The organism is Paenibacillus sp. FSL W8-1187 (genome assembly GCF_037965485.1).
In the GTDB taxonomy this organism is placed as follows: Bacteria; Bacillota; Bacilli; order Paenibacillales; family Paenibacillaceae; genus Paenibacillus_O; species Paenibacillus_O pasadenensis.
Window position 1 is genome coordinate 3,855,759 of sequence record NZ_CP150181.1, and the last position, 14,681, is coordinate 3,870,439.

Below are 14,681 nucleotides of genomic sequence, written 5' to 3' on the forward strand. Positions count from 1 at the left end.
ATGATCGTTCCGTTATTAGCAAAAAAAAATGGCTATCGTACTATCCGAAGCGCCATTTCGCCAAGATTGGCGAGATCATTCGGCTGAGCTCCGCCACGAGCCGCAAGCCGAATGCCTGAGATGCTTGCAATGAGGAAAGTCACCAGTTGATCGGGATCGAGTCCTTCGGCGATATCACCTTCGGACTGCGCCTTGCGGATGCTTTCAATCATGACGGCGCGAAGCTCGCGCTCGGCCGCAGCATTGACCGCCGTGAGCTCGGGACGCGAGCATCCGAATTCGGCAATCGAGCTGACGCCGAGACAAGGAGTGTAGGCCTCGCGAACGACCCGGTGGAGCATCGCCCGGATTCCGTCGACCGCGCGCTCCCCCTGACCCAGTGCTGCACGATGCGCGCTGCTCTCCGAGACGGCATAACGACGGACTACTGTCAAATAGAGCTGCCACTTGTCGCCGAAAGTGTCGTAGAGGCTCTGGCGACCGATTCCCATCGCATCAACAATCATCTGCGCTGACGTGCCTTCGAATCCGTATTGGCGGAACACGTTCGTCGCGGCGTCAAGAGCGGCATCAACATCAAAAGTTTTCGATCTGGCCATGTTTCGACTATAGCAGTTTTGGAACGTTCATTCAAGATAAAAATAACTGCATGCTGTTTTTTTCTGTTGCCTCCGCCCTTTTGCAGGATCAGAACCAGCCGCCCACGGTCATCGCGAGCAAATACAGGTTCAGCACCGCGATCAGCGCCGCGCAGCTCCAGGCGACGGCCTTGAGCAGCGGACGGTTGGCGAATTCGCCCATATTGCGCGGATCGCTCGTGAACTTGACAAGCGGGAAGACGGCGAAGCTGAGCTGCAGCGACAGGATGACCTGGCTGAAGATGAGCAGCTCGGTCGTGCCCCTCTCGCCGTAGAGCGCCGTCACGATGACGGCCGGCACGAGCGCGATGAGGCGGGTGATGAGCCGCCGCAGCCAAGGCTTCATGCGCAAGCCGAGGAAGCCCTCCATGACGATCTGGCCGGCGAGCGTGCCGGTCAGCGTCGAGTTCTGGCCGGCGGCGAGCAGCGCCACGCCGAACAGCACGCTCGCTGCCGCGCCGCCCATGAGCGGCGCCATCAGCCGGTAGGCGTCGCCGATTTCGGCGATGTCCGTATGGCCGCTCGTGTGGAACACCGCTCCGGCGACGATCAGGATCGCGGCGTTGATGAACAGCGCCAGCCCGAGCGCGATCGTCGAGTCGATCGTGGAGAAGCGGATCGCTTCTTTTTTGCCCAGCGGCGTCTGCTCGAAGCGCCTCGTCTGCACGATCGAGGAGTGCAGGTACAGATTATGCGGCATGACCGTCGCGCCGAGGATGCCGATCGCGATGTAGAGCATGGCCGGGTTGGACACGATCTGGCCAGACGGAACGAAGCCTTTCATGACGTCGGCTACGACCGGCTGCGCCCAGATCAGCTCCAGCAGGAAGCAGCCGCCGATCGTGCCGATCAGCACGATGACGAGCGCCTCCATGTAGCGGAAGCCCTTGTTCTGCAGCAGCAGCACGAGCATGACGTCGAGCGAGGTGAGGATGACGCCCCACAGCAGCGGCAGGCCGAACAGCAGGTTGAGCGCGATCGCCGTGCCGATCAGCTCCGCCAGGTCGCAGGCGGCGATCGCCAGCTCGCACAGCGCCCACAGCATCAGCGCGACCGGCTTGCTGTAGTGGTCGCGGCAGGCTTGCGCCAGATCGCGCCCGGTGACGATGCCGAGCTTGCCGGCGAGCGACTGGAGCACCATCGCGATCAGGTTCGACAGCAGCACGACCGACAGCAGCGTGTAGCCGAACAAGGAGCCGCCCGCCAGATCGGTCGCCCAGTTGCCGGGATCCATGTAGCCGACGGCGACCAGATAGCCCGGTCCCATGAAGGCGAGCAGCTTGCGCAGCCAGCTTCCTTTCCTCGGCACCTGGAGACTGCGGTTCGCTTCGGCGAGCGACGGCTCCCCTCCGCTTCTTCTCCAGCCGCCTGATTCCAGCGCCGCTTCGTTTCCGACCGCTCGCTCGTTCTTCATCGCTCATCTCTCCTTTTGCGCACGCACATCTATGTTGAGTTAGGGAAACTTTTAGAGCCGACGATTCCTCTCCCGTTATGAATATGACAGGGGATCGCAAGTGTTACACCTCTATATAGTTTAACTCTAAACATTGTCGCTGTTAAGCGGCAATTTTACGGCTGGACGAAGGCCGATGGCGGCACTCTCTCGTCGCGGAGCGGGAGAATACCGAAACCGGAGCCCCCGCTTCGCAGAGCGGGAAACCAATTCCCTCTCGTCGCAGAACATCGAAACCGGAACCCGCTTAGCAGAGCGGGAGAACACCGATACCGGAACCCGCTTCGCGGAGCGGGGACTCGTTCCGATCTCCCTGGAGCCCAGATTCCTTTGATTTTATTTTCCAAAAGGAAGGAATCCGCCCTCCAAGGGAACCGCTGACGCTTCTCCACGAGCCCCCGTCCGCTTCGCCCCCCGGTTTCTCCTCCCCGCCGCTTTGCTTTGCCATTCGCAACCCGATTGCACCCGTTTGGCTCTCCTCACATCCGAGCAATTCGGTTATCGTGCCTCTGGTCAGCCTGTAATCCTTTTTTTCGATTTACTGCCTCACCAACACGCCTCCCAACAGTCTGTAACCCGATTTTTTCGACCCATTCGATCCGAGCTGCTCGGTTTTTCCGCGTAACTCCCCCGTTCGGGCTCACGTTGGACCCGAGCTGCTCGGTTTTTCCGCGCAACTCCCTCATCCGACCGTACTTCCGACTCGAGTTACTCGGTTTTTCCGCGCAACTCCCCCGTTCGGGCACTCGTTCGACCCGAGTTACTCGGTTTTTCCGCGTAACTCCCTCATCCGACCACACATCCGAGCCGAGCTGCTCGGTTTTTCCGCGCAGCTCGGAGAAGGCTATCCTCATGCGAAATGGCCTGCCGCCTGGTCATGCGAAAAAGCCCGCCGCCTGGGTGGGCGACGGGCCGGGACTGAAGCCTCCGGGGTCGATGCAATAGGTCGGCCGGGATCAGCCGGCTTGAGCTACGCTTCAGCGACGCTGGCTTGGGGCCGATCGGCGCTGCTGCTGGTTGTGGCGGATCTTGTCCTCCATGCCTTGGCGGGTCGCCTCGTAGACGGTCGAGCCGGCCAGCCGCTCGGGATAGTAGAGCTGGTCGACGTAGTGGCCGGGAAAGTCATGCGGGTATTGGTACCCGACATGGCCGAGCTGCTGCGAGCCCTTGTAGTGGGTATCGCGCAGATGCAGCGGCACCTCCGCCGTGCCGACGGCGTCCATCTTGGCCATCGCCTTGCCGATGGCGAGCGCGGTCGCGTTGGACTTGGGACTCTCGACCGCGAACAGGATCGCTTGCGCGACGTTGTACTTCGCCTCGGGCCAGCCGATCTTGTGGTAGGCGTCCATGCTGGCGACCGCCTGCAGCATCGCCTGCGGGTTGGCGAGGCCGATATCCTCGCTGCAGGCGACGATGAGGCGGCGGATGAACACCATCGGATCCATGCCGAGCTTCTCGACGGCGTACAGGAACCAGAAGAGCGCCGCGTCGGAGGAGCCTCGGATGCTTTTGTGGAAGGCCGAAAGCACGTCGTACTGGGTCGACTCGTCAGCCTGCACGGCACGGCTGCGGATCGACTCCTGGGCGACCTCGAGCGTGACGACGACGGTGCCGTCCGGCTCGGAAGGCGTCGTCACCGCAGCGAGCTCCAGCGCGTTGAGCGCGCGGCGGATGTCGCCGCCCGCCATGCCGGCGATATGCTCCAGCGCCTCGGGCCGCGCGTCGAGCTTCATGAAGCCGAGCCCGCGCTCCTTGTCGGCGATCGCGCGCCGCATCGCCTCCAGCGCATGCCCGCTCTCCAGCGCATGCAGCCGGAACAGCGTCGAGCGCGACAGCAAGGCTCCGTTGACGGAGTGGAACGGATTCTCGGTCGTCGCGCCGATGAAGATGATGATGCCCTGCTCCACCGCAGGCAGCAGCGCGTCCTGGCGCGAGGAGTTGAAGCGATGCACCTCGTCGAGGAACAGGATCGTCTTGCGCCCGTAGAGCGACTTGGAGCTCTTGGCCCGCTCGATGACGTCGCGCACGTCCTTGACCGTCGCGTCGACGGCGTTGAGCTTGACGAACTCGCCCTCCGTCCGGCGGGAGATGATGTGGGCGAGCGTCGTCTTGCCGCTGCCGGGGGGACCGAACAGCAGCAGCGAGCTGACCTGGTCGCCCTCGATCGCCCGGCGCAGCAGCGTGCCCGGGCCGACGACGTCTTCCTGGCCGATATATTCGTCGAGGGTCTGGGGCCGCATCCGATCGGCCAGCAGCCTTGCCCGCGGCTGCCGCTCCTCTTCCTTGTAGTCGAACAAGTCCATGCCTGCCACCTCGGTTCATAAAAATGTCTCCTGAAAGTGTACCATACCGCGGCTTCGGCGTACAAACGTTCGCTTGCGCGTCCGAAGACGCGCGGGCGGGCATGGCAAAAAGACGAGGCGGCCAGCAGGCCGATGTCATCAAGCCCCGTCATGCCTGAGCTTGATGACATCGGTTCGCGTCCGCCTCGTCTTATGTCGGCTGCGTCGCCGTTCGGCATCGTTGCTTGCTTCGTCTTCAGCTACGATTGCCGCAGCCCGGACCGCCACGGCTCGCCGGCTCGGGGCGACGCCGGCGCGTCTGCGGCTGCGTGCACGCCGTGGAAGCGCAGGTCAGGCCTGCGCCTCCGCGGCGGTCAGGCCGAGCTCCTGCCATTCGCGCTCGAAGCTCGCCTTCAGCTGCCGTTTGCGCTCCTCGTCGACGAAAGCGGCCTCGATCGCATGCCGCGCGACCTTCTTGATGTCCCGCTCGGAGAAGCGGAAACGATGGGCCAGATTTTCGTATTCCCGCGTCTGGTTCGTGCCCGACACCGTCGGATTGTCCGTATTGACCGTCACGAGCAGTCCGCTGTCGAGGTAGTCGCGGATCGGATGAAGATCCATCGACGGCACCGCTTTGGTCTGCACATTGCTGATGACGCACAGCTCGAGCGGGATGCGGCGCTCGCGGATGAGCTGCGTCACCTCCGCGTCCTCGCGCAGGCGGACGCCGTGTCCGATGCGGCGGGCGCGCAGCTTCTCGACCGCGCAGCGGATGCTGCACGCTCCGGCCGCCTCGCCGGCGTGGATCGTGATCGGCAGGCCGAGCCGATGCGCCAGCTCGAACACCTCGGCATGCAGCTCGTTCGGGTAGCCGGCCTCGTCGCCCGCCAGATCGACGCCGACGACGCCGAGCGGCATGAACCGGCTGGCGGCGCGCACGACCTCCTCGTTGTCCATCTGGCCGTGATGGCGCATGCAGATGAGGATCATGCGCACGCAGTGGCCGTATTTGGCCTCGGCCTCCGCCAGACCCGCCGCCACCGACGTGACGATCTCGTCTACGGACAAGCCACCGCGCGTATGCAGCTGCGGAGCGAACCGCACCTCCAGATAGCGGACGTTGTCGAGCGCGGCATCCTCCGCCGCCTCATAGGCGATCCGCCTCAGCGCCGAGCGCGTCTGCATGAGCAGCAGCGGCAGCTCGAACCGTTCCAGATATTCGACCAAGCTCGAGCAGGAAGGCGGCGCCGTCATCCGGCCGGTCAGCTCGCGCAGATCGGCGCAGCTGAGCTCGATTCCTTCCTCCTCCGCGATCTCGGCCGCCGTCGCCGGACGCACGCTTCCATCCAGATGGCAATGAAGCTCGATCTTAGGCAAGCGGCGCATCAAACTCATCTCCATCGTCCATCACCTTCCCGCAGGGTATTAGAACGATGGTACTTCCTCACAAGGTCAATGTCAATATACCTGACCCAAAATAGGCTTATTCCCAAAATATATGACATTGACCTAACCTAGATGCGAATGGATGAAACCGTTTAGGTTCGGCATCCGGCCCGCATGCCCCCGCCTACACCTCGATGCCGTTCTTCTCCAGCAGGTCGCGCACGGCGACGCTCACCATGATAAGGCCGGCGACCGGCGGCACGAACGCGTTGCTCGCCGGCGGCTGCTGCGCCTTGCGGATCTCGGGCGCGTTGTCCGGCACGATCCGCTGCGTCACGTCCTCGCGCGGCTTTTTGGGCATCTCCGACGAGAAGACGACCTTCACGCCCTTGCGCACGCCTTCCCGGCGCAGCTTCTGGCGGACGACGCGCGCGATCGGATCGGTATGCGTCTTGGAGATGTCCGTCACCGTGAACTTCGTCGGGTCCATCTTGTTGGCCGCGCCCATGCTGGAGATGATCGGAATGTTCCGCTCCAGGCACTGCTTGATGAGATGCACCTTGTACGAGATCGTGTCGGAGGCGTCGAGCACGTAGTCGAGCGGGTACTCGAACAGCTTTTCGTACGTTTCCTCCGTATAGAACATGCGCAGGCTGATCGCCTCGCACTCCGGGTTGATGAGCTGGATGCGGTCGCGCATCAGATCCGCCTTCGGCTGGCCGACCGTCGTCGTCAAAGCGTGGATCTGGCGGTTGATGTTGGTGATGTCGACGACATCCTTGTCGATCAGGATGATCCGGCCGACGCCGGTGCGCGCGAGCGCCTCCGCGGCGATCGAGCCGACGCCGCCGATGCCGAGCACGGCGACCGTGCTGCGCTTCATGACGTCGATGCCTTCCGGACCGAACGCGAGCTCGGTGCGGGAAAATTGGTTCAACATGGCTTTCGCCTTCCTTTCCTCTTGGGTTATCTTGCCCGCGGGCGATGCCAAAGCCGCACCGGAGCCGGTGCGGCTTTGGCGGCCGTGCTATGGTCCGAAGCAGCGGGCTTGCCGCCGCTTCGGGCGAGTTGCGTCTTGTCCGCGGCTGGCGGCTAGCCTTGGGCCGGGGCCCCTGCTGCCGCTTCGGCCGGCTGGCCGCCTTGCGGCGCGGCCGGCTTGGAGCCCGGCTTCGGCACGGTGCGGATGTGCAGCTGCTGCAGCTGGGCAAGGTCGACCTGCGCCGGAGCGTCCATGAGCAGGTCGGTCGCGCTGGCCGTTTTCGGGAAGGCGATCGTCTCGCGCAGGTTGCTGCGATTCGTCAGCAGCATGACGAGGCGGTCGAAGCCGAACGCGATGCCGCCGTGCGGAGGCGTGCCGTACTCGAACGCGTCCAGCAGGAAGCCGAACTTGTCATGCGCTTCTTCCATCGAGAAGCCGAGCGCCTGGAACATCTGCTCCTGCACCTCGCGCTTGTAGATCCGCATCGAGCCGCCGCCGACCTCGTAGCCGTTCAGCACGAGATCATACGCTTGCGCGCGGATCGCGCCCGGATCGGTCTCGAACAGATGCAGGTCCTCGTCCTTCGGACGGGTGAACGGATGATGCTCCGCCACGTAGCGCTTCGCTTCCTCGTCCCAGCCGAGCAGCGGGAAGTCCACGACCCAGGCGAACTTGTACGCCGAGTCGTCGATCAGGCCGAGCTGGCGTCCGACCTTCAGGCGCAGGTTGCCGAGCACGTCGGCGACGACCTTCTTCTTGTCCGCGGAGAACGTGAGCAGGTCTCCCTCTTCCACCCCGAGCCGCTCGGTGAGCGCCTGGATTTCTTCGGCCTTTAGGAACTTGACGATCGGTCCGCGCCATTCGCCGTCCTTGACGGTGATCCAGGCCAGGCCTTTGCCGCCGTAGCGGGCCGCGAACGGCTGCAGGTCGTCGAGCTCCTTGCGGCTCCAGCCCGCGCAGCCCTTGGCGTTGAGCGCGCGCACGACGCCGCCGCCCGCCGCGACGCTGGCGAATACCTTGACGTCGCTCGTCGAGACGATGTCCGTGATGTCCTCGATCTCCAGGCCGAAGCGCAGGTCCGGCTTGTCCGAGCCGTACTTGTCGATGGCGTCGGCGTAAGTGATGCGCTGGAACGGAGCCGGGATGTCGACGCCGATCGTCTCCTTGAACAGGCGCTGGGCGAGGCTCTCCATCATGGCGAGCAGCTCGTCCTGACTCAGGAAGGACGTCTCGATGTCGACCTGGGTGAACTCCGGCTGGCGGTCGGCGCGCAGGTCCTCGTCGCGGAAGCAGCGAGCGATCTGGTAATAGCGCTCGATGCCGCCGACCATGAGCAGCTGCTTGTACAGCTGCGGCGACTGCGGCAGCGCGAAGAATTCCTCCGCATGCACGCGACTCGGCACGAGGTAATCGCGTGCGCCTTCCGGCGAGCTCTTGGTCAGGATCGGCGTCTCCACCTCGACGAACTGCTCGCCGTCGAGGAAGTCGCGGAAGATTTTGGCCGCCTTGGAGCGGAGCAGCAGCGTGCGCTGCATTTCCGGACGGCGCAGGTCCAGATAGCGGTACTTCAAGCGCAGCGTCTCGTCGACCTCGATGCCGTCCTCGATCGGGAACGGCGGCGTCTTGGCCGCGTTCAGCACCTCGATCTCGGTGACGCGCACTTCAATTTCGCCCGTTTCCAGGTTCGGGTTGCGCGTTTCCTCGTCCCGCTCGACGACCTTGCCCTTGACGGCAAGCACGTACTCGCTGCGCGCGCGGTCGGCGACTGCCAGCGCATCGCCGGAGAAGTCCGGGTTGAAAACGATCTGCACGATGCCCGTGCGGTCGCGCAGGTCGATGAACAGGACGCCTCCGAGGTCGCGGCGGCGCTGCACCCATCCTTTCAGTTCAACGGTCTTGCCTACGTCCGCCTTGCTCAGGCGTCCGCAATGAATGATGCTGCTCATTAATCCCCACTCCTTGTCGGTAATTTCTGCATGATTGCGCTATTCGCCCTGGATTGCCGCGGCCAGCTCGCCGAGCGGCACCATCCGCTGCTCGCCCGTATCCATTCGCTTGAGCGCGATTTGGCCTTGCGCCAGCTCGTCGTCGCCGAGGATCGCCGTGAACCGGGCGGCGTAGCGGTCGGCCGATTTCATCTGGGCTTTCATCTTGCGTCCCTGGTAGTCGCGATCCGCCGACAGTCCTGCCGCGCGGAGCGCGTGCAGCTGCCGGGACACTTCGCGCTCGGCCGCCTCGCCGAGAGCGACCAGGTAGACATCCAGCGGCTGCGCCGTCGAAGCCTCGCCCTGCTGATGCTCGAGGATGAGCACCGTGCGCTCGAGGCCGAGGCCGAGGCCGACGCCAGGCTGATCCGGTCCGCCGATCTCGCCGACGAGGCCGTTGTAGCGGCCGCCGCCGCCGATCGTGTCGATCGCGCCGATGCCCTCCGCCTTGAACTCGAAGGCGGTGTGGGTGTAGTAGTCGAGGCCGCGCACGAGGCGCGGATTGATTTCGTACGGGATGCCCATGTCGTCGAGGCCCGCTTTCACCTTGGCGAAGTGGTCCGCGCATGCTTCGTCGAGGCTGTCGAGAATCGACGGCGCGCCTTCGAAATGCGCCTGATCGACCTTGCAGTCGAGTACGCGCAGCGGGTTGCGGTCCATGCGCGACTGGCAGTCCTTGCAGAGCAGCTGCCGCTTCGGCTCGAGGAAGCCGAGCAGCTTGGCGCGGAAGTCCGCCCGCACCTCCGGCGTGCCGACGGAGTTGATCTCGACGCGCACGCCGCGCAGTCCGACCTCGGTGTAGAAGGTGTAGCCGAGCGCGATCACCTCGGCGTCGAGCGCAGGCTCCGCCGAGCCGAGCGCCTCCACGCCGAACTGGTGGAACTGGCGGTAGCGGCCCGCCTGCTGGCGCTCGTAGCGGAACATCGGACCGATGTAATACAGCTTAGTCAAATCGGGCTCGCCGTACAGCTTGTTCTCGGCGTAGGCGCGCACGACGCCCGCCGTGCCCTCCGGACGGAGCGTCAGGCTGCGTCCGCCGCGGTCCTCGAACGTGTACATCTCCTTTTCGACGATGTCGGTCGTCTCGCCGACGCCGCGGCGGAACAGATCCGTCGATTCGAAGATCGGCGTGCGGATTTCCCGGAAGTTGAAGCGTCGGCAAATTTCCCGCGCCTTGGCCTCGACGAGCTGCCAGCGCTCGACCGCTCCGGGAAGCAGGTCCTGCGTGCCCGGCATTTTTTGAAATTTCATGTAGCGCCCCTCCTGTCTCTCTTGCATCGCTTGCGTCTTGCGTCGTTTGCGTCCCCGCGCTGCGGAACAGCAAAAAGCTCCCGTCCGCCGGCGACGACATGTCGCCAGGGACGAGAGCTGTATCTCCCGTGGTGCCACCCTGATTCCGAATGCGAAGGCCATGGCCAGCCCGCGCGTCCGCTCCGATGCGGTTAACGCCCGCCACACGCGATCGGCTACTTTCGTTCCTCGTTCGCCGACCGTTCTCCGGGATGTCCTTCCTTCAGCCACCATAAGGACGCTTGCAGCCGTAACGGCGTCCCTCTCTGCGTACGTGCGCTGAACTACTCGTTCCCATCATCGAAGTCATATGAGTGAATTTCCACCATTCTACCGCGCTGCAGGGATCAAGTCAAGAAGCGTGGCGCCGCCGGCAAAAAAAGGACCCGGAGCGGCAGCTCCGGGCAACAGGTGAACCTATTAAAAAGGGGGTCGAGGTTCAGTATAGCCCTCTTATGTTAAGGCAGCGTTCCGGTCGGATTACAATTCGATGACAAAACGGTCAAGGGCGGTCAGGCTCGGGCTGCTTGCGTTCCGGCAGCGGTGCCGAGCAGGCCCAGTCCTCCGCGAATTCGAGATCCTCCTCCAGCTCCTCCAGCAGCAGCGCCTCCCGCCGTTCGGCCTGCAGCAGACGGCGCCCCGCGGCGCCCAGCACGAGCTGCTTGCGTCCCACTCGCATGACATGCACTTCCTTTCGAAAATTGAGCCACGATTACCGCGAACCATTCCGATAAGTAGTGTTGCCACGCCCGCCCGGACTTAATCGTCGCCGGGGAGGCCGTTCGATCCGACTTACTCCTTGCTGTCGATCACCAGCGTGACCGGCCCGTCATTGACGAGCGCCACGTCCATCATCGCTCCGAAGCGGCCGGTCTCGACCTTGAGTCCGGCTGAGCGCAGCGCTTCGTTGAACGCCTCGTACAGCGGCTCCGCCTGCTCCGGGCGGGCCGCCGCCATGAAGTTCGGCCGCCGGCCCTTGCGGGCGTCGCCATAAAGCGTGAACTGCGACACCGAAAGGATGTCGCCGCCCGCTTCCTTGACGCTGAGGTTCATTTTGCCGGACTCGTCCTCGAAGATGCGCAGCCCGGCGATCTTGTCGGCCATCCAGCGCAAATCCGCCTCGCCGTCCTCATGGGTGAGGCCGACGAGCAGCAGGAGTCCCCGCCCGATGCGGCCCGTCGTCTCGCCGTCGACGGCTACGTGAGCCGACGAGCAGCGCTGCACGACTACTTTCACGGCATGCCGCCTCCTCTTATTGCATGATGCGCTGGACGGAGTAGATGTCCTTGACGCGCTTGATCTTCTCCACGACCGATTGCAAATGCTCGATGTTGCGGATGAGGATCGTCATGTGGATGATGACCATCTTGTTGCGGCCGGTGCGGCCGGTGACGGCGGAGATGTTCGTCTTGGACTCCGCGACCGCCTGCAGCACCTCGTTGAGCAGCCCGCGATGGTCGTACCCGGTAATCTCAATGTCGACGCTGTAGTTCGACTCCGCCGATTCCTCCCACTCGACCTCGATGACGCGCTCGGCGTCCTCTCCGCCTTCTTCGATCGGGATGTTCGGACAGTCGCTGCGATGCACGCTGACGCCGCGCCCGCGCGTGATATAGCCGACGATGGCGTCGCCCGGGACCGGGTTACAGCAGCGGGCGAAACGGACGAGCAGGTTGTCGATGCCCTTGACCGTCACGCCTCCCGTAGCCGCCTTCTTGCGCGTGCCCGGAGACTTCATCTCGACGGGCTCGCTCGTCAGCTCGATCTGCTGCGCCGCCTCGGCTTCCCGCCGCATCTTTTCGGTCATCTTGGTGCAGATCTGCGCAGCCGTGATGCCGCCGAAGCCGATCGCCGACATCATGTCCTCGGGATCGTGGAAGCTGAACTTGGAGGCGGCCTCCATGAGCTTGTCCTCGGTCATCCACGCCGACGGCTCCAGGCCCAGCTTGCGCAGCTCGCGCTCGAGCGCCTCGCGGCCTTTGACGACGTTCTCCTCGCGGCGCTCCTTCTTGAACCACTGCTTGATCTTGGCCCGTGCGTGTGAAGACTTGGTGAGCTTGATCCAGTCCTGGCTCGGCCCGTAGGAATGCTTGGACGTGAGGATCTCCACGATGTCGCCGGTCTTGAGCTTATGGTCGAGCGGCACGATGCGGCCGTTGACCTTGGCTCCGATCGTCCGGTTGCCGACCTCGGTATGGATGCGGTAGGCGAAGTCGAGCGGCACCGAGCCGGCCGGCAGCTCGATCACCTCGCCCTTCGGCGTGAAGACGAAGACGAGATCGGAGAAAAAGTCCATCTTGAGCGACTCCATGAACTCCGACGCGTCCTCCGCCTCGTTTTGCAGCTCCAGAATTTCCCGGAACCAGCTCATCTTGTCCTCGATGTTGCCGCCCGGCGCCGTGCCTTCCTTGTAGGCCCAGTGCGCGGCGACGCCGTACTCGCTCGTCCGGTGCATCTCCCAGGTGCGGATCTGCACCTCGGTCGGCTCTCCGTTCGGACCGACGACGGTCGTATGGAGCGATTGGTACATGTTCGCCTTGGGCATCGCGACATAGTCCTTGAAGCGGCCCGGCATCGGCTTCCACAGCGTGTGGATGATGCCGAGCGTGGCGTAGCAGTCCTTGATGTTGTCGACGATGATGCGGATCGCCATCAGGTCGTAGATCTCGTTGAACTGCTTGTTGCGCATCGTCATCTTGCGGTAGATGCTGTAAATATGCTTGGGGCGGCCGGAGATGTCGCCCTCGATGCCCATCTCGTCCAGCTTCTCGCTGATGCGCGAGATGACTTGGCCGATGAAGTCCTCGCGCTCTGCGCGCTTTTTCTTCATGAGGTTGGCGATCCGGTAGTATTGCTGCGGGTTGAGGTACCGAAGCGCGGTATCCTCCATCTCCCACTTGATCGCCGAGATGCCGAGCCGGTGCGCGATCGGACAGAAAATCTCCAGCGTCTCGTAGGCGATGCGCCGCTGCGCTTCCTCCGACTGGAACTTGAGCGTCCGCATGTTGTGCAGCCGGTCGGCCAGCTTGATCAGAATGACCCGGATATCCTGCGCCATCGCGACGAACATCTTGCGGTAGTTCTCGTTCTGATGCTCCTCCTTGGAGCGGAACTTGATCTTCTCCAGCTTGGTGAGGCCGTCGACAAGCATCGCGCAGGTGTCGCCGAAGCGCGCTCTCACCTGCTCGACCTCCACCGTCGTGTCCTCGACGACATCGTGAAGCAGGGCCGCGATGATCGACGTCACGTCCATCTGCATGTTCACGAGAATCTCCGCCACCGCTACCGGATGGAGGATGTAAGGCTCCCCGGACTTGCGCACTTGGCCGAAGTGAGCCTGGTCGGCAAAAACATAGGCCTCCCTGATTCGGGCGAGATCCTGTTCCTTCATATAAGTTGACGCCTTAGCGAGTAGTTGGTCTATGCCCATGGAACGTCCCTTTCTGAGTGTCAGGATTCGACTCCAGCCGTGTCCCCGTACCTATGAAAATTGGTTTAACTCTTATTATGCCCCCATCATGCGGCGTCCGTCAACTCGCTGCCCGGCAGACGCTTTTCGACAATCCCAGACAGGATGCCGACGTAGGTAGATGTGCTGAAACCGGCTCGCGCTTCAGCCGCGACTGACGCTGAATCCGGCTGCCGCTTCGCAGGCGATTGACGCTGAGCCGATTCCCGCTTCGCAGGCGATTGACGCTGAAGCCGACTCGCGCTTCGCGGAGCGGGGACTCGTTCCGATCTCCCTGGAGTCCAGATTCCTTTGATTTTATTTTCCAAAAAGGAAGGAATCCGCCCTCCAAGGGAACAGCTGCCGTTTCTCCACGAGCCCCCGTCCGCTTCGCTCTTTGGATTCGACGATAGGCTCGGTGCTTTCGCTCAGCACCGTTAGCCCCGTCACCGTACAATCGGTTAGACGCTAATGCCGAACCCGCCCCCGCTCCGCTTCTTAGAGACTCATTCCGATCTCCATGCACACAGGATTTCTTTGATCGCAATCTCCGGAACCCTCGAAAGCTTCTATAACGAGCTGAACCCCCGGAAAAATCGGGTTACAGCGGCTCACAAGCTCGTCTTTTTGACCCTAACCCGAATAAATCGGGATACAGCGATTAATCAGCCAGTCTTTTGGGCTCTAACCCTAATAATTCGGGTTACATCGGCTCTCAAGCCCGTTTTTCAAGCTCCAACCCGATTAAATCGGCTTACATCGGCTCGCAAGCCCGTCTTTTTGGCCCTAACCCGAATAAATCGGGTTACAGCGATTAACCAGCCCGTCTTTGGGACTCTAACCCGAATAATTCGGGTTACAGCGGCTCACAAGTCCGTCTTTTGGGCTCCAACCGACACGCCTGCCTACCGGAGTTACTGATTTGACCTCACAACTCCGACCGGTTCGACCTCTGCTTGCCCGAGTTACTCGGTTTTTCCGCGCAACTCCATCCGGTTTGACCTCCGCTTGATCGAGTTACTCGGTTTTCCGCGCAACTCCATCCGGTTCGGCCTCCGCTTGCCCGAGTTACTCGGTTTTTCCGCGCAACTCCATCCGGTTTGACCTCCGCTTGCCCGAGTTACTCGGTTTTTCCGCGCAACTCCATCCGTTCGGCCTCCGCTTGTCCGAGTTACTCGGTTTTTCCGCGCAACTCCATCCGGTTTGACCTCCGCTTGTCC

At 62.9% G+C, this 14,681-nt stretch carries 10 protein-coding genes; all 10 read right to left on the reverse strand.

Going from position 1 to position 14,681, the window contains the following annotated elements; translation table 11 throughout:
* Positions 1–32: 32 nt before the first annotated feature.
* The 10 genes from NYE40_RS16655 to NYE40_RS16700 all read right to left on the reverse strand — a co-directional run bounded on the left by NYE40_RS16655 (position 33) and on the right by NYE40_RS16700 (position 13,443).
* The gene (locus NYE40_RS16655) at positions 33–599 is read right to left on the reverse strand and encodes a TetR/AcrR family transcriptional regulator (RefSeq protein ID WP_101807917.1); all 567 of its coding nucleotides are present in this window, start codon (positions 597–599) and stop codon (positions 33–35) included.
* Positions 600–687: 88 nt separating this feature from the next.
* Complete coding sequence (locus NYE40_RS16660; RefSeq protein ID WP_339278702.1) at positions 688–2,052, reverse strand: Nramp family divalent metal transporter; 1,365 nt, start codon at positions 2,050–2,052, stop codon at positions 688–690.
* Positions 2,053–3,068: 1,016 nt separating this feature from the next.
* Entirely contained in the window at positions 3,069–4,394 is a 1,326-nt protein-coding gene (locus NYE40_RS16665; RefSeq protein WP_339278703.1) for a replication-associated recombination protein A, read from the reverse strand.
* A 330-nt stretch (positions 4,395–4,724) separates the two neighbouring features.
* Complete coding sequence (gene add / locus NYE40_RS16670) at positions 4,725–5,774, reverse strand: adenosine deaminase (protein WP_028597537.1); 1,050 nt, start codon at positions 5,772–5,774, stop codon at positions 4,725–4,727.
* 169 nt (positions 5,775–5,943) lie between these two features.
* Positions 5,944–6,699, reverse strand: coding sequence for a tRNA threonylcarbamoyladenosine dehydratase (locus NYE40_RS16675; protein ID WP_028597536.1), 756 nt, complete (start codon positions 6,697–6,699; stop codon positions 5,944–5,946).
* A gap of 152 nt (positions 6,700–6,851) precedes the next feature.
* A complete protein-coding gene (gene aspS / locus NYE40_RS16680; protein WP_043110899.1) occupies positions 6,852–8,684 on the reverse strand; it encodes an aspartate--tRNA ligase in 1,833 nt (610 codons plus the stop codon).
* 39 nt (positions 8,685–8,723) lie between these two features.
* Positions 8,724–9,974, reverse strand: a complete 1,251-nt coding sequence (gene hisS / locus NYE40_RS16685) for a histidine--tRNA ligase (RefSeq protein WP_028597535.1) — start codon at positions 9,972–9,974, stop codon at positions 8,724–8,726.
* 541 nt (positions 9,975–10,515) lie between these two features.
* Entirely contained in the window at positions 10,516–10,692 is a 177-nt protein-coding gene (locus NYE40_RS16690) for a hypothetical protein (protein ID WP_153783986.1), read from the reverse strand.
* 113 nt (positions 10,693–10,805) lie between these two features.
* On the reverse strand, positions 10,806–11,249 hold the full coding sequence (gene dtd, locus NYE40_RS16695) for a D-aminoacyl-tRNA deacylase (RefSeq protein ID WP_028597534.1): 444 nt from the start codon (positions 11,247–11,249) through the stop codon (positions 10,806–10,808).
* A gap of 16 nt (positions 11,250–11,265) precedes the next feature.
* On the reverse strand, positions 11,266–13,443 hold the full coding sequence (locus NYE40_RS16700) for a bifunctional (p)ppGpp synthetase/guanosine-3',5'-bis(diphosphate) 3'-pyrophosphohydrolase (RefSeq protein WP_153783987.1): 2,178 nt from the start codon (positions 13,441–13,443) through the stop codon (positions 11,266–11,268).
* Positions 13,444–14,681: the final 1,238 nt, after the last annotated feature.